Source organism: Pseudomonas sp. NPDC087697, assembly GCF_044743155.1.
In the GTDB taxonomy this organism is placed as follows: domain Bacteria; phylum Pseudomonadota; class Gammaproteobacteria; order Pseudomonadales; family Pseudomonadaceae; genus Aquipseudomonas.
Window position 1 is genome coordinate 83,343 of the sequence record NZ_JBIUVW010000013.1, and the last position, 17,005, is coordinate 100,347.

At 60.6% G+C, this 17,005-nt stretch carries 21 protein-coding genes; all 21 read right to left on the bottom strand.

The genetic code is table 11. The annotated features are described in order from the left end of the window. Positions 1-125 precede the first annotated feature (125 nt). The gene (locus ACIPIN_RS12305; RefSeq protein WP_401118844.1) at positions 126-626 is read right to left on the bottom strand and encodes a CinA family protein; all 501 of its coding nucleotides are present in this window, start codon (positions 624-626) and stop codon (positions 126-128) included. 82 nt (positions 627-708) lie between these two features. Beyond that, a complete protein-coding gene (locus tag ACIPIN_RS12310; protein ID WP_401118846.1) occupies positions 709-1,230 on the bottom strand; it encodes a lysis protein in 522 nt (173 codons plus the stop codon). Further along, a complete protein-coding gene (locus tag ACIPIN_RS12315; RefSeq protein WP_401118848.1) occupies positions 1,227-1,652 on the bottom strand; it encodes a cell wall hydrolase in 426 nt (141 codons plus the stop codon). Before ACIPIN_RS12315 ends, ACIPIN_RS12310 begins: the two co-directional genes overlap by 4 nt. 58 nt (positions 1,653-1,710) lie before the next feature. Then, positions 1,711-2,262: a tail fiber assembly protein gene (locus ACIPIN_RS12320; protein ID WP_401118851.1), complete on the bottom strand. Its 552-nt coding sequence runs from the start codon at positions 2,260-2,262 to the stop codon at positions 1,711-1,713. 7 nt (positions 2,263-2,269) lie between these two features. Further along, positions 2,270-3,346, bottom strand: a complete 1,077-nt coding sequence (locus ACIPIN_RS12325; RefSeq protein ID WP_401118854.1) for a phage tail protein — start codon at positions 3,344-3,346, stop codon at positions 2,270-2,272. 11 nt (positions 3,347-3,357) lie between these two features. Then, complete coding sequence (locus ACIPIN_RS12330) at positions 3,358-3,957, bottom strand: YmfQ family protein (RefSeq protein WP_401118856.1); 600 nt, start codon at positions 3,955-3,957, stop codon at positions 3,358-3,360. After that, entirely contained in the window at positions 3,945-4,985 is a 1,041-nt protein-coding gene (locus ACIPIN_RS12335; RefSeq protein ID WP_401118858.1) for a baseplate J/gp47 family protein, read from the bottom strand. The genes ACIPIN_RS12330 and ACIPIN_RS12335 overlap by 13 nt, the downstream gene beginning before the upstream one ends. Continuing rightward, the gene (locus ACIPIN_RS12340; RefSeq protein WP_401118861.1) at positions 4,975-5,373 is read right to left on the bottom strand and encodes a phage GP46 family protein; all 399 of its coding nucleotides are present in this window, start codon (positions 5,371-5,373) and stop codon (positions 4,975-4,977) included. Before ACIPIN_RS12340 ends, ACIPIN_RS12335 begins: the two co-directional genes overlap by 11 nt. Continuing rightward, positions 5,373-5,882: a phage baseplate assembly protein V gene (locus ACIPIN_RS12345; RefSeq protein WP_262114403.1), complete on the bottom strand. Its 510-nt coding sequence runs from the start codon at positions 5,880-5,882 to the stop codon at positions 5,373-5,375. Before ACIPIN_RS12345 ends, ACIPIN_RS12340 begins: the two co-directional genes overlap by 1 nt. A gap of 190 nt (positions 5,883-6,072) precedes the next feature. Continuing rightward, a complete protein-coding gene (locus ACIPIN_RS12350; protein WP_401118864.1) occupies positions 6,073-7,113 on the bottom strand; it encodes a phage baseplate assembly protein in 1,041 nt (346 codons plus the stop codon). A 3-nt stretch (positions 7,114-7,116) separates the two neighbouring features. Further along, complete coding sequence (locus ACIPIN_RS12355; protein ID WP_401118867.1) at positions 7,117-8,355, bottom strand: DNA circularization protein; 1,239 nt, start codon at positions 8,353-8,355, stop codon at positions 7,117-7,119. Next, positions 8,342-9,859, bottom strand: coding sequence for a phage tail protein (locus ACIPIN_RS12360; protein ID WP_401118869.1), 1,518 nt, complete (start codon positions 9,857-9,859; stop codon positions 8,342-8,344). Before ACIPIN_RS12360 ends, ACIPIN_RS12355 begins: the two co-directional genes overlap by 14 nt. A gap of 130 nt (positions 9,860-9,989) precedes the next feature. After that, the gene (locus ACIPIN_RS12365) at positions 9,990-10,286 is read right to left on the bottom strand and encodes a phage tail assembly protein (RefSeq protein WP_054595954.1); all 297 of its coding nucleotides are present in this window, start codon (positions 10,284-10,286) and stop codon (positions 9,990-9,992) included. Then, a complete protein-coding gene (locus ACIPIN_RS12370; RefSeq protein WP_054595953.1) occupies positions 10,283-10,630 on the bottom strand; it encodes a phage tail tube protein in 348 nt (115 codons plus the stop codon). The genes ACIPIN_RS12365 and ACIPIN_RS12370 overlap by 4 nt, the downstream gene beginning before the upstream one ends. A gap of 66 nt (positions 10,631-10,696) precedes the next feature. Further along, positions 10,697-12,193: a phage tail sheath subtilisin-like domain-containing protein gene (locus tag ACIPIN_RS12375; RefSeq protein ID WP_401118873.1), complete on the bottom strand. Its 1,497-nt coding sequence runs from the start codon at positions 12,191-12,193 to the stop codon at positions 10,697-10,699. Continuing rightward, complete coding sequence (locus ACIPIN_RS12380) at positions 12,193-12,375, bottom strand: DUF2635 domain-containing protein (RefSeq protein ID WP_054595951.1); 183 nt, start codon at positions 12,373-12,375, stop codon at positions 12,193-12,195. The genes ACIPIN_RS12375 and ACIPIN_RS12380 overlap by 1 nt, the downstream gene beginning before the upstream one ends. After that, positions 12,372-12,956 (bottom strand): hypothetical protein, encoded by a 585-nt coding sequence (locus ACIPIN_RS12385; RefSeq protein WP_401118875.1) that lies wholly within the window; start codon positions 12,954-12,956, stop codon positions 12,372-12,374. Before ACIPIN_RS12385 ends, ACIPIN_RS12380 begins: the two co-directional genes overlap by 4 nt. A gap of 219 nt (positions 12,957-13,175) precedes the next feature. Next, positions 13,176-14,192 (bottom strand): phage late control D family protein, encoded by a 1,017-nt coding sequence (locus ACIPIN_RS12390; protein ID WP_401118878.1) that lies wholly within the window; start codon positions 14,190-14,192, stop codon positions 13,176-13,178. A gap of 9 nt (positions 14,193-14,201) precedes the next feature. Further along, the gene (locus ACIPIN_RS12395) at positions 14,202-14,414 is read right to left on the bottom strand and encodes a tail protein X (RefSeq protein WP_401118880.1); all 213 of its coding nucleotides are present in this window, start codon (positions 14,412-14,414) and stop codon (positions 14,202-14,204) included. Next, positions 14,407-14,790 (bottom strand): phage tail protein, encoded by a 384-nt coding sequence (locus ACIPIN_RS12400; RefSeq protein ID WP_401118882.1) that lies wholly within the window; start codon positions 14,788-14,790, stop codon positions 14,407-14,409. The genes ACIPIN_RS12395 and ACIPIN_RS12400 overlap by 8 nt, the downstream gene beginning before the upstream one ends. Next, positions 14,790-16,964, bottom strand: coding sequence for a phage tail tape measure protein (locus tag ACIPIN_RS12405; protein WP_401118885.1), 2,175 nt, complete (start codon positions 16,962-16,964; stop codon positions 14,790-14,792). The genes ACIPIN_RS12400 and ACIPIN_RS12405 overlap by 1 nt, the downstream gene beginning before the upstream one ends. Positions 16,965-17,005: the final 41 nt, after the last annotated feature.

The window sequence follows — 17,005 nt, forward strand, 5'->3', positions numbered from 1 at the left end:
ACCCAGGGCCGCAGCCAAGGCTTTCTTCTTGTTGTCGTCCATTAAAGTCCTCACGTAATCAATAAGGCCTGACGGCCAACACCTGTATAAGTAGCCAGTATTATTCCACAGCGTTTCGGGATCGCCTACCCCTGATTTGAGATTTCTCCGGCGGCATGTTGCAGCAGCCCCTCTAGCGCGGCCTTTACCGTTTGTCGGCGGACCTCGTCGCGATTACCGGGGAAGCGTCGGCACTCGGTATACAACTCATCCCCGACAGCCCAGGCCAGCCAGACCGTGCCCACCGGTTTGTTCGGCGTACCGCCGTCCGGCCCCGCAATGCCGCTGACCGCCACGGCAAAACGCGCGCGGCTCTTGTGCTGGGCGCCACGCACCATGGCTTCGACCACTTCACGGCTGACCGCACCCACCTGGGCGAACAACTCGGCGGGTACATTCAGTTGCTGGGTCTTCTGGCGATTGGAATAGGTGACATAGCCGGCCTCGAACCACGCCGAGCTGCCGGCAATCCGGGTGATCGCTTCGGCGATCCCGCCGCCCGTGCAGGACTCGGCTGTGCTGACATGGGCATTGAGAACCTGTAAACGCCGGCCTAGTTGCGCGGCAAGCTGGGTGATTTCGTTCACGACTCTCTCCTAAATCAGGCAGGCATGCGCTCTACCGTACACGAGCAAATCACGCTTGCAAGACACGGAATAGATCAAAATGTTAGTGAGCAAGCGCTCTGACATAGGCCTGACAGGCCTGCAAGGCAATCAGTCCGCGGTCGCCTGCGTCGGTGATGCCGATAATTCGTTGAGCATGCGCCGGGTCAAGTCGGGCTCGTATGGCTCCATGAACCATGCCGCCGGTGCCGGAGGCGGCTGACACACCAGAACCGGTGTCGGCATCACTGGGGTCGACAAGGACTGACAGGCGCAGATCAGCAGTGGCAAGACGGTCGCGCAGGCGACCTTGATCACGTTGTGCATCGCTCAAGGCCTTCGAGTAAGTTTGATCGCTGGCCTGGAGCCGTTGCTCCAGGGCCAGGCGTTTGTCCTGTTCGGCGCGCTGTTGATTTGCGGCCGCCAGGGTCAGTTGGTTCAGCGTCTCAGCCTGGGTTTTGGCGAGATCCGCCAGTTGCCGGCCGTAACGCCAATCCTGAATGTGCCAGGCCAGTGTCGCGGCACCGCCAGCCACAATGGCCAGCAGTACAGCGACGACGATCAGGCGCCCCGGAACGGTAATCACGGCACATTCTTAAAGAAGACGTGGTGCCCAAGCTTCAGCGTCTGCTTGGCGCCGGGAACCCACACAGGAGCCTTCGGCATGGTGGTCGCGTAGTAGTGCGTGGCGCCGCCGGTGGGATCTGGCACCGTACCGGCGATCACTTGGTCGGCAGCCTTCTGTGCCTGGGCGAACTGCCCGGCCGGAATCGGCTTGGCACCGCTCAGATAGGCGTAGTTAGGATCGTTCTGGCTCCAGCAACTGAACTGCCAGGCCTTCAGGCACACGCCGGCGAAGCCCTCGCCCCACCACGAGTTGGCCTTACCATCGTTCACACGGTTGCGGATCGTCCAGGCCACCGCGATCTGGCCGGCCAAACCTTCACCACGAGCCTCACCCCACAGCGTACGAGCGAGAACATCGCGGTCTCTTTCGGTCACAGTCATACTTTTCTCCAGGCGAAAAAATACCCGCTCAAGGCGGGTATTGAATAAGGCGGATGAATCAAACCGGTGTCGCCGGCCATTCTGTGTTTTCAGGGAAACTTGTCTGCTCTTGAATTCGATTCAAAGCGACCCGGTACTGTTTCCATTTTTTCAATAGTGCGACTTCGCCCGCCGAAGCATCATCAAGATCGACTGCATCCTGCAATGGCTCAATGCGGGTTGCAGCATCACGCAACTTTTGGTCGCGAGCTTGTAGCACCTGTACTCGCAATGCTTCGGTTTGCGCCGCAGCGTCAAGCTGCCACTCACTGTTAACCCACACATAAAACTGTGAGGGTCTTGCCAAGGCGGTCAACGAATCAGGTAAAGGGCCTAGCTCAAGATAGTCAACCTGACTACCGTCTTGAATGCTGTAGTAACTGCCCCGGTGGTCCTCGATCTGGACGGGTTTTCCATCGACCCAACACCACACATAACAAGGCTCGGCGATTGAAAGCTCAACATCGAGACCAACACAGTCACTGGGCATTTGAATCCCCATCCCTGGAACAATAGGTAGCTCGATAGATCTACTCAATATGCCGCTAGCGTCAACAAAATAAATATACATAATTGCCTCAGATCAGTTTGATTCGGCCCGGATAGGCGATGTTGCGCGGGCGAGCGGCTGACCCCGACGGTACGCCGCCGTTAGTCACGCCGGAAACGGTGTAGGAGTTCACTACACTTGGATATTCGGCCCCAACGTTTATAAGGTCGCCGCCGGTTTCCGCCGCCGAAAACGAGCGGACCACATCGATAGACCAGCCCGTGGATGCATCGTCATAGGAAACCAACGTGCCTTTCTGGCGACTACCTGCTACACGGCCAGCATCCACCCCGCGCGACTCATCGAGAGCACGGAAAAACTCGCCGCGCCCGTCAGGGGCGCGGAAGGTCAAGACGCCATCGCCCGAGGTCCAGCCACCCTCCATCCCGCCCCGCGCAGCTTCGGTAGTCAGCATCCCCGACTGTTGCGCGTGATCCCATAACCAGGGCCATTCGGCGCGTTTGAGCACGGCACCATTCAAAGCACCATATCCACCTGGGTTGAATAGCGTGGTGCCCTCAAAGACCGGACGCCCCAGCGGGGCACTGTCGTAGCGACCCACCGGCCACCAGCTTCCGGTGCCATCGCTGCGTAAACGCCACCAATCCCCCGCCCCCATAAGCACCAGGAACGAATAACCGGCGGCATTTAGGTGGGTGTGGAATTTGATCTTGTCCGCGCCAGCCGCCTGGATGACCAAGCGATTACCGCCGTTATCGGTGCGGCGAACAATAACGTCTTTGATTCCCAGATCAGCATTAGCGGCCGGGAGCGTAATGGTTGTTGCTGCCGCCGCAGCGTTGATCAGCACCAATCCCATCTCAGCAGGAAGAAGCTGTCGCGAGGCCGCTATTGTCACAACCGTTGAAGCGGTCCGCTGGGTGATCGCGCGATCGATGATGATATTGGTGGCGGCCAGCAACTGGGCGTTGTTGTCTTCGTCAGGAGTCCAGCCCACCGACTCAATTACACCAAGGATCTCAAGTGTTACGGCATTACCCCATTGCGCCGGAATCAACGACCCTGGTGAACCTACCAACGGGTCTTCGTCAACAAACTTGCCATTCACCAGCCCAACTCCGGGCACCCTTTTAGGAAAATCCACTTTTCTATCCTCTAGTCATAATTGATGTGCACAAGCGTATGAGCCGGTGCGCTGCGATGTATCAGGCATTCCAGGGCATTGCCCGGGTTCATGCCAAAGCGTTCGCCCCAGTAGCTGGCGCCGAATCGCCGGCCCAGCAGCAAGCGGCCGCCGGTGTTGAGGGTCCACATGAACTGCGCCTGCCAGGTACCGAAGTGCGCCGCACCGAAACGCGAGCGCCCCATACGCGGCGCTTCGAGTTCGGTGATGGTGGCGTTCGGGTAGCCCTGGGTGCGGGCGATTTCGATGTAATAGCTAACGGCTTGACTGCCAACTGCAAGCAGTCGTCGGCGTACAGCAAGACGGCGGTCGTCGAACAGTGGCTTCAAGCCCAGACACGGGTCTGGCAGGTTCATGACCCGCTCCCAGTCCGGCACCAGTTCGCTGACGCCGGCCGGGTCCATTTCGTTGAGCAGGTCGGCGGCGCGGGCGTCGAGGCGAGCCAGTTCCTGAGAGACACCTTCCAGGACGTGTTCCAGCTCCGGCGCCTGCTCCGGGTCCCAGGCCGGACCACTGGGCAGCAGGCTGCGCAGTTGGGCCTGGTATTGCGCGGCGGTTCTTATTGCAGCCATACGCAACCTCCGAACGTCAGCAGCTGATTGCTCGCGGCCGTAACGTCGGCGGCTGGCGCGACCAGTTTGTGATCGCTCTCACCAGTGGCGCTGCTGATGGCTTCGGCGATGTGGGTCAGCAGCAAGGTTTCACCGAGTCCGGCCTCGCGGTTGTGCAGGTCGCGCAACTGCGCTTCAACGGCGGCGCGCACGGCGCTGGTGTCGGGAGTCAGGCGCAGACTGTAGGTCACCGGCAACCGCACCGGCGCCAGCACATGCAACTCAGCGGTAACCGGCCGCAAAGGTTCGACGTACGCCTGAACCAAGGCCAATTGCGTTGCGTCCGGCACTGGCTGCGGGTCGTCGTCACGCATGACGAACAAACCGACCGTGCCCGGCCCCAGATAGCTGCCACGACACCAGGCGCGGGTGATTCCCGGGCACTCCAGCGCCCAGGTTTCATAGTCTTGTGCCGAGCCGCCATGAGGGATGATGCGGTACGAGCGAATCACCCGCGAGCGCAGCGATTCGACGCTTTCTCGGGCAATGCCACCGGTCAGTCCCGGCGCCAGCACGCTGAAGACTCCGCCGATGCCCTGGATCGGTTGCACCGGGATCAGTGTCATGCCCGCATCGGCATTGCCGAGAGACCCGGCGTCCAGTGCGGCAATGGTGGTGCTGTTGAGGCCATTGCTAGTGGTGAGCGCGGTGGTCACCTTGTAGGTGCGACCGTCACTCGATTGCAGCAGGGTGTCGACATCCAGCACCGCGCCCGCCGTGGCGCTGAAGCTAACGCTGCCGCGGGCAGATTGCGCCGCTTTACGCGGCTGGTTGAGGCGTAGCGCGGCGATGCGTTCCAGAGTGGATTCATCGGTTTTGTCCGGCAGAATCTGCTCGGCGATCCAGTCCAGATAGCCATACAGGCCAAAGGCTGCACCACCGAGGGTTCGGGCCAGAACTTGCGCATCGGACTGGCGCAGCGAATCGCTGGCCAGGTCGCTTTGGGTGCGCTTGATCAGCACCGGCAGCGAAGGCGTTTCAAACGGCATAGGTCACCTGCCAACTGTGTTCAGGGTTGATGTCCAGACGCTCACCGTCGGCCAGGGTCAATACCGTGCGCAGGTTCAAGCGCTGGTCGTCGAGGCGTTCGCTGAGGATCTCGATAGCGCTGCAATGGCCATCGTCGATCAGCCATTGCAGGGCTTCGCGGGCATAAAATTCGGCGTCGAGCTGGGTCTGCCGGGTCAGCTTGACCCGGCGCAGCAACCACAGCCGCGAGCCGATACGGTCGTCGGCCACCGTGGGAAAACTGTCGCCCCACCAGCCGAAGCGCTCCTCGTCATCAAGGAAGTCATCGTCGGCGGCGCGACGCCAGGTGAAGAGGCTGATCAACACCGAGCGAGTGAGTGCGGTCTTGAGGTCACGACTGATAAACATCACTGACCTCCTGCTGGCGCGGCGGTCTGCCCGTTACCCGGCTGGACGCCCGGGTGCACGTGTTTGATCTGGCTGATACCGCCCGCGATCTGGTCGCCCTGAGAGACGATCTTGCCGGTCTGGGTCAGCGTCGGCGTGTCGATGTTCACGGCGGTGCTGGCGCGGATGTTCAGCGTGGTGGTTTCGATGTCGATGATCCGTCCGCGCTTGAAGTGGACCTTGTCACCTTCGTCGGTGTAGATCGCCACTTCACCGGGTGCCAGCGCCTTGAGGCGATAGCGGCGATCGGCAACCACCAGCACCACGGCATGAGAGCGATCCCCGCCGAGAAAGGTCGCGATACCCTCGGCACCGGCCAGCGGGTTGCTGGTGAAACCGTAGGGTTCGAAGTGCTCCATGTCGTCGTTCACTTCGCCAGCGGTCAGGCGCATTTGCAGCGATTGCAGCTTGGTAGCCGAATTGGCGAGCACGACAGTGCCGCGCGCCAAGAGGCGTGTCAGTAGGCTCATTGGGTTTTCCTTGAATATCGGTGAGGCCCGGCATGGCGATACCCTGTAGCAGCTGCCGAAGGCTGCGTTCGGGCGCGTAGCGGCCGTGAAACCTGTATCGACGATTAACCTGAAGTACCACAGCGCCTGATTTCACGACTGCTGCGCAGCCGAACGCAGGCTTCGCCAGCTGCTACGAATTAATGTGAACTCAGGATTTTGGGGGCACCGGGTTGGCGTCGAAGGTATGCGGCGGCGCCACTTGCAGGGTGGTAATGGAACCCTGCTCGGAGAGCGAGTAAGTCACCTTCGAGATCAATAGGTCCTGGTCAAAACCCAACACCTTGTCGATCACTCGCACCAAGGTGTTGTGCCGCCACAAATCACCGTTGGATTGCCGCCAGCCTTGCACGCGGTAGGTCGTCGTCAGGGCTTTGCCGGTGCGGGTGGCGCTTTCCCAGTCGGCTCGTTGCTGCGCCAGTTCTGGCGTCAGTTGCGCGCTTTCGCTGATCACCGTGACCCGTTTGCGTTGGGTCGTGGCATCGGTCGCCACACCCGACACCTCGCTCACAGCGCTGCCGCTTTTGGTGTCGCTGCCCTTGTGTTGGCCGATCACCCGGTATTCGGAAAACACCTGGCTGAAATCCATCGGCGCAGTGGCCGAGAGAATGTTCTTGCCCAGCTCTAGCACATCACTGGCCCGCCCGCCACTGCCCGGTTTCGCCAACAGCACCCGGCCTTCGGCATCGTCGGTGGAGAACACCCGGTACAGGGTCAGCAAGCGGTCGATGGACTGAAACACCGTTTCTCCCGGGACGATGCTGTGCTTGTTCAGCTTGGCGGTTTGTGGAATTTCACTGACCACGCCCACGCCATGAGGTGATGCCAAGGCCTGGACGATGCTCAGCACGCTTTGTTCCTGCCACTGGCTCGGGCGATTGATCGCCGCGCAATCCACCAGGTCCTGGGTCAGCGAACTACCCTCGATACTCAGGCTGATCTGCTTGCCGTCGTAACTGATCGGTGCCTTGTAGACGTGACCGGTGAGTACCAGATCGCAACCGATCCGCACTTGGCAACGCGAACCGGGTTTGATCGGCACCGCCAGGGTTTGCCCCGGCCATTGCCAGGTGATGTTGAGTTTGAAGGTGCGGAACTGACGCTCCAGGTCCGCACTGATTTCAACGCTTTTCCAGCCGCCATAATCCAGACCGTCAACGGTCAGGCTGACGGCATTTGCAAGTTCGGTCATGACTTACTCCTGGGCGATTTTCAGCTCGCCCGGAGGCAGGAATCCAACGTGAATTACACCGTTGCGCTGCGTCACTTCACCCACTCGCGTGGCATCCCCCAGGTACTGATAGGCGAGCACCAATGCCGGCATGCTCTGATTGGGAGACTGGGTGATCAGCCGCACACCGGACGATGCCACCGCCGTCAGATGCCCGAACAGTTGCTGGCGCAACGCATTGAGCGCTTGATAATGCACAGCGTCCGCCTTGAGGGCTGCTTGCCAGATCGCTTCATTGAGGGCGTCGCGCAAGGTCAGCACATCGTCCGCCACCGGCACGTCCACTCGTTGCACCGGTTGCACCGCTTGCTGCGCCAGGGACGGCGTGGAGTTCAATTTGACCACCGGGGTGGCCACCGGCATCAACGCCACCTGATAACCAAGTTTCACCAACAACGCGTCCTGCACCAGATTGGCCATGGCCTGAGCCGCCGCCACCGTGTCCTTGCCGGTAGTGAGCTTGGGAGCGTCGATCTTTTTCACTGCTTCGACCTGCTGTGAAGCGTTGGCGAGAACACCACGGTAACCCTCGCGGGCAAAGTCCCCGAGCTCCTTGATGTCGCCAAGTAAACCCTTGAACTCCGCGCTCACTTCACGGGGCAGTTCCTTGATGGCCTTGACCAGCAGACTGAGCTCCTTGTAAGTCTCGATCAGCGGCTTGAACTCGTGCTCGATAACCTCGTAGACCTCTTTAAGGCTATCGCGCAGTTCTTTGATGCCGATCCGTGCCGCCTTGATGAGGCTCATGGCCTCTTCGAAGCGGCGCACCATCGATCCCAACAGGCTGTCAGCCGACACCAGCAATTGCATGCGAGTGTTGACCTGAGCAGTAGGGAACTGCAGTGGCTGGTCGGGGTAAAACTTCAGGGCAAACGTCACCAACCCGCCGTCCTGGCGGGTCTGGGTCATTTCGCACTCACCGACCTTGACCTGCATCCGCCCCAGCCACGGATGAACCAGTTCACCCGCGCCCTCCTCCAGCGCCTTGAGCAGTTTGTCACGCTGCTCCAGGCAATCGGGCCCGACGATAAAGGCCGTCAGGTCGTGGATCTTCGCCTGCTGGCCAAGGCCCTCGAAGAACGGCTGGTCACGCTGGGGATACACATGCAACTGACCTTTCTGGCCGACCGGGGTTTTCGCCTGGTCGACCCAGAATCCGACGCCGCGAAACGACGCCGGCAACAAACGATCACGCCAACTCATTGGAACCTCCTAGAGAAAGTGAGCGATAGCCGATCTGTGACGTCAGGGCCAGACCCGGTTGGTTGGTTTGCGGCGGATTGGTGCGCATACCGGCCGGGGCGTTTTCAAAACGCACAGTCAGGCCGCCCTCCAGTTGCGCGCGGTTGTTGGCGGCGCTTTGTTGCACCAGGGCGTTGGAGCCTTTAGGCAAATCGCTCGACAGCGACGATTGATCGCTACTGGCACCGAAAAACGCTGGTGCCAGTTCACCTTTGCCCTCGGCGTTGGTTTTCTGTTGCGCCTCGGCCAAGCCTTCGACCTTGCCGGTGATCTTCGCAATGAAGCCACCGAAACTGCCGCCGAACATTTCCTTGATCGGCGCCATGATCCCCTGCAGCTTTTCCCACCACTTGGAGAACCATTCGGTCACCGGCTCCCACTGCTTGGTGATCTCTTCCAGCGGCGACCAGGAGAACAACTCACTGAAGGCAGCAAAACCGATCAGTGCCTGATTCTTGATGCCTTCCCAGATCGAGGCGAACACCTCAGTGATCGCTCCCCAGTTGGCGATAATCAGCCCAAGAGGCGTCCAGTTGAACAGGTTGCGCAGCACGTCCATGACTGGAACGGTCAGCGCCTTGAGCAGGTCCCAGATCACCGAAAACAATCCAGTCACTGGCCCCCAGCTGTCCATGATCAAACCCTGGGGCGTCCAGGAAAACAGCTCCTGAAAGAAGCCGACAATCGGCGTCGCGACGGCTTTGATAACGTCCCAGATCGCCGCAAACACCTGACTGATCGGCCCCCAGTTATTGATGATCATCCCCAGCGGCGTGAAGGCGAACATCGTCTTGAAGAACTCGACCATTGGCATGACCACCGGTGCAATCTCTTGCCAGAGCCCGGCGAAAAACGCCGAGATCGGCTTCCAGTTCGCAACGATCACCCCAGCCACCAACGCAATGCCCATGGCAATCAGCATCAGCGGGCTGGTCTTGAGTACCGTGCTCATCAGGTCAAGCGCTTGCGTGGTGGCGGTGACCGCTGTTTGAATCGCTGAAAACGCGATAACGCCCGCGGCAATTCCCTGGACCAGCTCCGGGTTGTCGTTGAGCAACGTCCCGACGCCATTGAGCAACGGTTCAAGACCGACCACCACCGCGCTGACTGCCGGCAGCAATGCCGCGTCAACCGCGACCGATACCTTGTCCATCGACGCGCTGAAAACGTTCAGGTTTTGCGCAGCACTTTTGGGCACGCTCGGCACATCGAGGTTTTTTGCCGTCTCACCGACCTCGGCCAATTTGCCCTGAAACGCTGCGGCCGACTTGATGCCTTCGACAAAGGGTGTGACCACGTTGCCGCCCTTGAACAAGCCGCTGATATCCAGCTTGCCCAGGCCGGCTTGCTCAAGGTTGTTTTTAAAGCCGTCGACTTTCGCCCGAAGGCCCGCGAGCTTGGGTGACAGTTCATCGATGCCTGTCAGCAAGACCGCTTTTTTCTCAATCTTTTCTGTCTCTGCCATCACTGCACCTGCTGCATCGCATTGATCCGTTGCGCGTGCTCCAGTGACTCGCGGAGCACGTCCAGTGGCCTGGCCATCATCTGTTCGGGGTCAACCTTCCAGAACCAGGCCAGGTCATAGGCGACAGCGATCAGGTCGGAGATGGCGCCGATGCCGCACTCATGAAAAAACTCGCGACGGCCCAGCTCAGCGCGTTGAGATCAGCCAGGTCCAACTGGTTGACCGACGACGGCGGGATGCCGGCGCAGACCGCGATGTATTTGGCCGCGACATCCATGTCCAGGCTGACTTCTTCGCTCTTGTCGATCTTGTACGGCAGCGCCTTGATCGCCCGCACCTCCTGCACCGTCGGACGGCGCAGGGTCAGTTCGGTCAGTGGCTCGCCGTGGGCCTCGATGGCCACTTGCAGCTTCACGGCTTGAGTCATTGCCAGGTCCCCTTCACACCTTCGAAGACCAACGCGATGGACGCGTCATCGCCCTTGGAGATCGGCGCATCGACCAGGTAGGCACCGGCCAGCACGAAGACTTTGCCGTTGCTGAATTCGCAGGTGACGGTCATGTCGGTGCCGGCGATCAGCTGCTTCAGCGGGAAGTCCGGGGTATGCAGCGCCGTGACTTTGAACGATGGGGTGATGTCGGTTTCCTTGTAGAAACCCGGCACCAGTGTTTCGCGTTTGGTGGACATCAGCGGCGCTTCGCAGCCACCGTTGATCGTCAGTTGAGCGCCGTCCACTTTGACGTAGCAGGTGCCCGCAATCAGTTGACCCATGGTGTTTCTCCCTTCAATAAAAAGCCCACGCGAAGTGGGCACAAGTCACACAGTGAAACGCGGCACTCAGGCCGCGTTTTCGTACTGCAAACGGAATTGGTTCAGTAGTGCGAACACCCGCAGACCGTTGATGTAATCCGGCGGGAACAGCACATTGACGCGGCTCGGGTCCTGGCTGTCGCGTTCAACGATCAGGTGCTCGGCAAACAGCTCGGCGTTCTCCACGTGGCCTTCCAGTTCGAGCTTGGCGTACTGGGCGATCAGTTCACCGCGAATGGTGCTCGGGGTAACGATCGGCTGGCCGGCACCGAAACGGGTGCCATCGGCGGCCAGTTTGTGGCGACCGTACTTGCTGGTAATCACGCTTTGCAGGCGACGCACGATGAACGCTGACTGGTGCATGGTTTCGCTGTCCAGGTAGGAGTTGTCCGCCTGGCCGTAAGCGTTTTTCTGATAGGTGGTGATCGCCCGCTGAATGCGCACGTAGCCGCCTTCGTAGTACGCCGTCGCGATGCCGTAGCTGAGCAGCGACTGGCGCTCGGTCAGGGTGAAACGCTCACTGGCCGGAGCCGGTTCGACACCCGGCAAGCTGCCGCTTTGGGTCGGGCGGCTGGCGTCGGCGGAGATGAACACCGAGGTGCGTGCAGCCAGTGCGGCAGCCTGAACCCAGAACGGTTGCGGTACGCCCAACTCCAGCGCCTGAATGGTCATGTGCTGGTCGTTACGGGTTTGACCGGCGGCTACCAAGGTGCCAACGGTGCCGCGTTTGGCGGTGTAGACGTGACCGAACAATTGCTTGGCCCACGACCAACGACCGACGCTGTCATCCATGACGGCTTGCCAGGTATTGAGGGTCGCAGCATCGGTCCACGGCATGCAGATGAACTCGAACGGTTCATCGCCGAGCGCAGCGACTGCCGCAACCTGATCCGGCACACCAGCACCACCGGTCATTGGGGTGATGGCGGTGGTCAGACCTGCCGGGGTGGCTTCGCCGTTGCTCTTGCCCAGGCGATTGAATTGCAGGCTGATGTCGTTGGCGCTGTCACCGGTCCATTTGGCGGTCAGGGTGATCACGCCCTCAACCGCAGCGGCGGTTACCGGCAGGTCGGCGCTGGCGTTGATTTTCAAGGCCAGTGCCGTCGCCGCCTGAGCCGCTGTTGCGGCGTTGACGACGGCCGCTTGAACACGCACGCCGCCGACGTACAGGTTCAGCACACCGCTTTCTGTTGCGGTGCCGGTCAGGGTCAGCACGCCTTTGGCAATGCTACCAACGGTGTTGTACACCGGCAGGCACCAGATTTCGCCGACGGGGTCAGTCTTGCGCCAGGTTTCGTACATCGAGGCCAGCATCGAGCCTTGACCGCCGATGCTTTTGGCCAGCGACACGCTGGACACCAGCACCAGTTTGCCGACATCGGCACTGGTGACGTTGTCGTTGACCTGAGCGACGATCAACCGGCGCATGGCCGACGACGCGCTATTGGCTGCCGAATTGTCCATCTCGGCGTAGAACAGCGGAACACGAATGTCCGCGGGGATGTTGCTGAATCCGATCGCCATTATTTGGCTCCCTGTGGTGTTGCCGCTTCCACGGCTTTGGTAGTGATATCGCCATCAGCCAAACGTCGACGCCACCAGGCGTTGTCCGGTACTTCACGGCCCTCTAGTGGCAACAGATCGCCCGCTTCCGGGTCGGGCACGGCACGGCCTTCGGCCGGCAGCACAGTGATGCGTTTGCTCATTGCTTTACGTCTCCAGAGAAAGTCAGTTCCAGGCGCCCGTCAGGCCCCGGACGTTTCAGGTTGGGGTCCGCCGGGTCGATCGCATCGACCCGCACGGTGACCCCGGTAAAGGACGACAAGCCGTCCAGTTCACGTTCGTGCCAGCTCTGCGCAGGCTGACTGGGCAGATTGCGGCCGAGTTGGAATTCGGCGAAAAAGCGCAGGCGGTACAGCACACGGCTGCTGTTGATGGAAACCAGTTCGCCGCCGTCGTAGGCGATGGCGCCGTAGTCGCTACCGGGCTTGAAACCCACCAGTGCCCGCCAGAGTTCAGCGCGCAGGTCGTGCAACAGATCCAGCGCTTTTGTAGCGTCCGTGGTGTCGAGCACCAGGGTGACTTCGAAGCGGTCGCGGATCGGTTGCAGCATCAGGTTTTGCGCCACGCTTTTGCTTGCCAGATCAGCGATGGGAACGACGTAGGCGCAAGGCGTGGGTAGCGGGTTGTTGGCTTGCAGGGTGGCGAGGTCGATGCCGGCGGCCACGCGATTGGCCAGGGTTGGGCATTGCTCACGCAGCTGCGTGAGGATCGGAGTGATCTTCATGAAGGCGCTCCAGAGTTTTGTGAATGGTGCGATTAAGGCCCAGGCATCGAGCGCCCGATCGGGTTCGGGTAAGCGTCAATGGCAGTCAGTTAAGGTATGGAACCTGTGGGAGCGGGCTTGCTCGCGAAAGCGGTGGGTCAGCCAACATTGATGTTGAATGTACTGCCGTCTTCGTCGGATCGCCGCCCGGAGCAAGCCCGCTCCCACAAGTGATGGGTGTTATGCCTTGGCGTCCAGGCAGGTCGCCTCGATCGTGCAGCGATAGCTGGTCTTGCGATCGCCGCTGGCGGTGACCTTGTCAATTGACCAGCGACCGCGCATGAAGTCCGGCCAGGTGGGGTCCAACAGCACGATCCCTTCGGCGGCCAGGCCCGGATTTCCGGGGCAACCGATTTTCACTTTGAGCGCTTCGCGCATCATCCGGCGCACCTCGCCTTCAGCGGCGGCCCGGGCATCGTCAGCGCTCTGGTAGCGCTGGCGAAGGGTCTTGAACGGCGCGATGCCGCTCTCCTCGTCACGCACTTTGCCGGCCGCCGCGTCCCACCAACGGGTCTTGCAACCCTGGTATTTGGCCCGGGCTGTCTCATCCAGCGTGGCGGAGATAAAGGCGTTGTCGCCGGGGCGATTGTTGGTGGTCACCGACAGCTTGACCGGCGGCAACACTTTGCCCGACAGCGATTTCGCCTGACCCCGTCGCGCCAGCACATACAACTCGTTGACCGGTTTGGCGACTGCATCGTGCAGGTAGGCCAGACGCGTCAGAAAACCCATATCGGTTTCGTTGGACTGGTCGACGTGTTCGATTTTGATCAGCGCCAGCTCCGGCGCCACACGCGGGGAAAACCCGTGCCGGGAGGTCAACTGGCGAAACAGTGCGCCCAGAGTCGTCGGGCCGTGGCTGGCCGAGCGGCGCTGCTTGAACCCGGTCTGATCCGCCGCACTGAACGGCGCCGCGGTGGCCACCAGGGCCAGACGCAGGGGGAACAAGGTCGGCGTGCGCCGGGTAATGACGAACTCGCCTTTATCCACCAGCCCCGACTCCAGATAACCAACCCGCAAACCGATTTTCCCACCTAGACTCGGCAGCCCTTCGAGCCCTTCCAGATCGAGGGTCAGCGTCAGTTGATCGGACTCAATCCCTGACGCGTCGACGTGCTGCCAGGTGAGTAAGCGTTCGTTAAGCAGCGCCGCGTTGGCGCCGTAAATCTCCACCGCCGGTGTAAATCCCAGTGACATGCTGCCTCCTTAATCCCAGGCCGAAACCGGTGTGGGTGCAACAGGTTTTGAATCCACTTCAGGCAGGACAATCCATACGCCTGCCGGCAATACCGGACCATATTCGGCGAGCCCCGGATTGAGGCGCCAAAGCGCTTCCTCGACGGCATCGTCACAACGCTCAAGCTCGCGGTACAGCAACAGATTCACCGAATCACCGGCAATACTTCTGACTCTACGCATTGGTGTACTCCGCCAACTCGATCGTCCAATCGATCACCATCGCCGTGCCGTCATCAATGACGTAGGTCTGGCTCTCCGACACACTGTTGATTCGCCACAGGCCCCAGTTGCGGCCAATGCCGTCAACCAGCGGCAACGGAATGCGCAGCGCCTGCAAAGCACGCAATTCATCGAGGCGATCCATCGCCACCGCATACATCGACTTGCCGCCGATGGTCAGCGTTTGCAGGCCTTGGCCGGTCTGGCTGGATTTGGGTTTACTGGTAAGGATGTCGATGTTCGTCCAGCCACCGTCCGACTTGCGCTGCAGGGTGCTGTAAGCGAAGTTTCTGGACAGGCCGAAAATGAAACTGCCCAGGACCATTTGCTGGCGCATTACGTACCTCCGTCGGTCAGGGCCGTGTCACGGCGCACAGCGAGTGGGTTGTTCATCATCAACGGCACAAACTCGCCGTTGAATTGCATGTGTAGATTCGCCATGATTTTTTCAGTCAATCGATCGGAGTCCGTCGGATCGGCGCCGGTGATCTGGATCACCGGCGAATAGTTGATCTGTCGGTTGTCGGCCTGCGCGCTGGTCAGGTCTTTGCTGATCTGGTCCGGCGAGCGGAGTCGGTCAGCCTCGGTGTAAAGAGACTCACCCAGCGACTCCCCGCCCTTACTGCCGAAATAGGAACCGACCAGGCCGCCGACCAAAGCGCCAATCGCAGTGCCCACGACCGGAACGAAACTGCCAATCATCGCGCCGGTGGCAGCACCGGCATAACCGCCAGCCAGTCCGCCGACGCCCGATCCAGCAGCACCCGCAGCGGCTTTGTAATCGCCGGCCATCAGCGCTTTGATACCGTCGTAACCCGCGCTGGCCAATGCCAGAGGTGCGCCCAGCCTGCCGGTGAAGGACTTGGCTCGGGTCGAAGAGGTGACCAGTCGGCTGCGCATCGTGGGACGCGGGGCTTTGGTTTTTCCTGAGCCCTGCGGTTTCTGTTTGTCTTGCTTGTCTTGTTTGTCGCCCTTGTCTTGCGTGCCGTCGTTGGTTTTTTTCTTGTCTTGAGCACCGACCTCATCGCTTCCCGGTGGCTGGATGGCCGCGTCAGGTTTCAGAAGCTCTTTGGTGGTGGAGGAAACAACCGACGCCATTTTGGTCAGGATGGCCCCACGAAACGGGGTCGCGAGCGCCACACCGAACAAGGTCAACGCGGCGGTGACTTTCGGCAGTGATTCAGCTGCGGAACTCAAACCAGTAGCGAGCAAATCGACGCTGAGCATCGCGAGGTCAGTAAATGGAGCCACAGAGCTGGTAACTGCCGTTTTAAAACGGGTCAAACTCGCATCCAGCGCATTCCAACGCGCTTGCGAGGTGTTGCCTCGAGCTTCGGCAGTTTGCGCCATCGAGCCCTTGTCACCGTCGCTCTTGTCAGACGCCACCGTAAACGCCGTTTTCAGGTCTTGGGGCGTCTCCAACAACTTGCCGATGCCCTTATTGCCCTCAAACAGCGTATTGACCAATGAGGTCTGTTGCTCGGCAGGTTTGCTCTTCAGCGCCGCCAGCACATCCTTGATCGCCCCCGATGCGTCCGTGCGCATCCTGCTGGCCAATGCCCCCGGTTCGATATCAAGCTGAGCCCAGGCTGTTCGCTGCTCTGCCGTGGCGTTGTCGCCCTTGCTCAGCGTTGTGCCAAAGGTTTTCAACGAGGCCCCGGCTTCGTCCTTGCCCACAGAGGCGTTCAGCAAGGCTGCGGCGATTGCAGCCACTTGCTCGGGCGTCATGCCCGCCGCCAGGCTCGTCTTGCCGCCGCTCTGCACTACCGAACCGATGTCCGCCGCAGTGGCATTCAAATCAGCACTGGCGCCAAGACGGCTGGCCGCGTCGCCCAGTTCGAGACTTTTCTCTCGATCAAGGCCCAACGAGGTACGCCAGCCGGTCATGATTGCGCCAGCCTCCTTGGGGTCGATCTTGTACGCCGAGGCCATGACGGCACTGTCGCGAGCGAAATCCGTCAGCACGTGCTGTCGGTCTTCCGGTTTGACGTCTTTGACCAGGCCTGCGTTGACCGCCGCCAGTTGAACCTGCGCCAGTTGCACACCTGTCGCCATGCTCGGGGAAGCTCGCTTCTCACCGGCGATCTTCTGGTTGTCTTCGGACATCGCCTGAAGTTGATCCGGCTTCAGCCGCAACTTTTGATTAAGGTCGACCATGGCCGTCTGCATCGCCATCGCAGGCTTCAAATCGTCAGGCGGTGCACGCTGGTCAACCTCAGCCTTGAGCTTTGACTTTGACTCACCGCTTGCCGCTGGCGCCGAAGCATTCGCCTTGAGCAGCGACTGCTGCGACGAAAGGGCAACGTTCAACGACGCCAGGGTTTCACGAAGCTTGACCTGCTCCGCCACCAACAGACGGATGTCGAGGCTGGCGGTGGTCAGTGCCAGGTCCAGCCCCGACAAGGGATCAGTGAAACCGACAAGCCCCGGCGTTTCAGATGCACTGCCGAGTTGCGGTCGCTCAATGCGATTAATCTCCGCACCGGGCGGCGAATACTTACTCTCTGCCATCCCGCTCTACTCCTGTTTCACGCCAAGGCGAGTAATCGCGA

Excerpts from the sequence above, each read along its gene's own strand:
- ACIPIN_RS12315 (WP_401118848.1), bottom strand. The coding sequence starts at position 1,652 with ATGACTGTGACCGAAAGAGACCGCGATGTTCTCGCTCGTACGCTGTGG.
- ACIPIN_RS12320 (WP_401118851.1), bottom strand. The coding sequence starts at position 2,262 with ATGTATATTTATTTTGTTGACGCTAGCGGCATATTGAGTAGATCTATC.
- ACIPIN_RS12330 (WP_401118856.1), bottom strand. The coding sequence starts at position 3,957 with ATGGCTGCAATAAGAACCGCCGCGCAATACCAGGCCCAACTGCGCAGC.
- ACIPIN_RS12335 (WP_401118858.1), bottom strand. The coding sequence starts at position 4,985 with ATGCCGTTTGAAACGCCTTCGCTGCCGGTGCTGATCAAGCGCACCCAA.
- ACIPIN_RS12340 (WP_401118861.1), bottom strand. The coding sequence starts at position 5,373 with ATGTTTATCAGTCGTGACCTCAAGACCGCACTCACTCGCTCGGTGTTG.
- ACIPIN_RS12345 (WP_262114403.1), bottom strand. The coding sequence starts at position 5,882 with ATGAGCCTACTGACACGCCTCTTGGCGCGCGGCACTGTCGTGCTCGCC.
- ACIPIN_RS12350 (WP_401118864.1), bottom strand. The coding sequence starts at position 7,113 with ATGACCGAACTTGCAAATGCCGTCAGCCTGACCGTTGACGGTCTGGAT.
- ACIPIN_RS12355 (WP_401118867.1), bottom strand. The coding sequence starts at position 8,355 with ATGAGTTGGCGTGATCGTTTGTTGCCGGCGTCGTTTCGCGGCGTCGGA.
- ACIPIN_RS12360 (WP_401118869.1), bottom strand. The coding sequence starts at position 9,859 with ATGGCAGAGACAGAAAAGATTGAGAAAAAAGCGGTCTTGCTGACAGGC.
- ACIPIN_RS12365 (WP_054595954.1), bottom strand. The coding sequence starts at position 10,286 with ATGACTCAAGCCGTGAAGCTGCAAGTGGCCATCGAGGCCCACGGCGAG.
- ACIPIN_RS12370 (WP_054595953.1), bottom strand. The coding sequence starts at position 10,630 with ATGGGTCAACTGATTGCGGGCACCTGCTACGTCAAAGTGGACGGCGCT.
- ACIPIN_RS12375 (WP_401118873.1), bottom strand. The coding sequence starts at position 12,193 with ATGGCGATCGGATTCAGCAACATCCCCGCGGACATTCGTGTTCCGCTG.
- ACIPIN_RS12380 (WP_054595951.1), bottom strand. The coding sequence starts at position 12,375 with ATGAGCAAACGCATCACTGTGCTGCCGGCCGAAGGCCGTGCCGTGCCC.
- ACIPIN_RS12385 (WP_401118875.1), bottom strand. The coding sequence starts at position 12,956 with ATGAAGATCACTCCGATCCTCACGCAGCTGCGTGAGCAATGCCCAACC.
- ACIPIN_RS12390 (WP_401118878.1), bottom strand. The coding sequence starts at position 14,192 with ATGTCACTGGGATTTACACCGGCGGTGGAGATTTACGGCGCCAACGCG.
- ACIPIN_RS12395 (WP_401118880.1), bottom strand. The coding sequence starts at position 14,414 with ATGCGTAGAGTCAGAAGTATTGCCGGTGATTCGGTGAATCTGTTGCTG.
- ACIPIN_RS12400 (WP_401118882.1), bottom strand. The coding sequence starts at position 14,790 with ATGCGCCAGCAAATGGTCCTGGGCAGTTTCATTTTCGGCCTGTCCAGA.
- ACIPIN_RS12405 (WP_401118885.1), bottom strand. The coding sequence starts at position 16,964 with ATGGCAGAGAGTAAGTATTCGCCGCCCGGTGCGGAGATTAATCGCATT.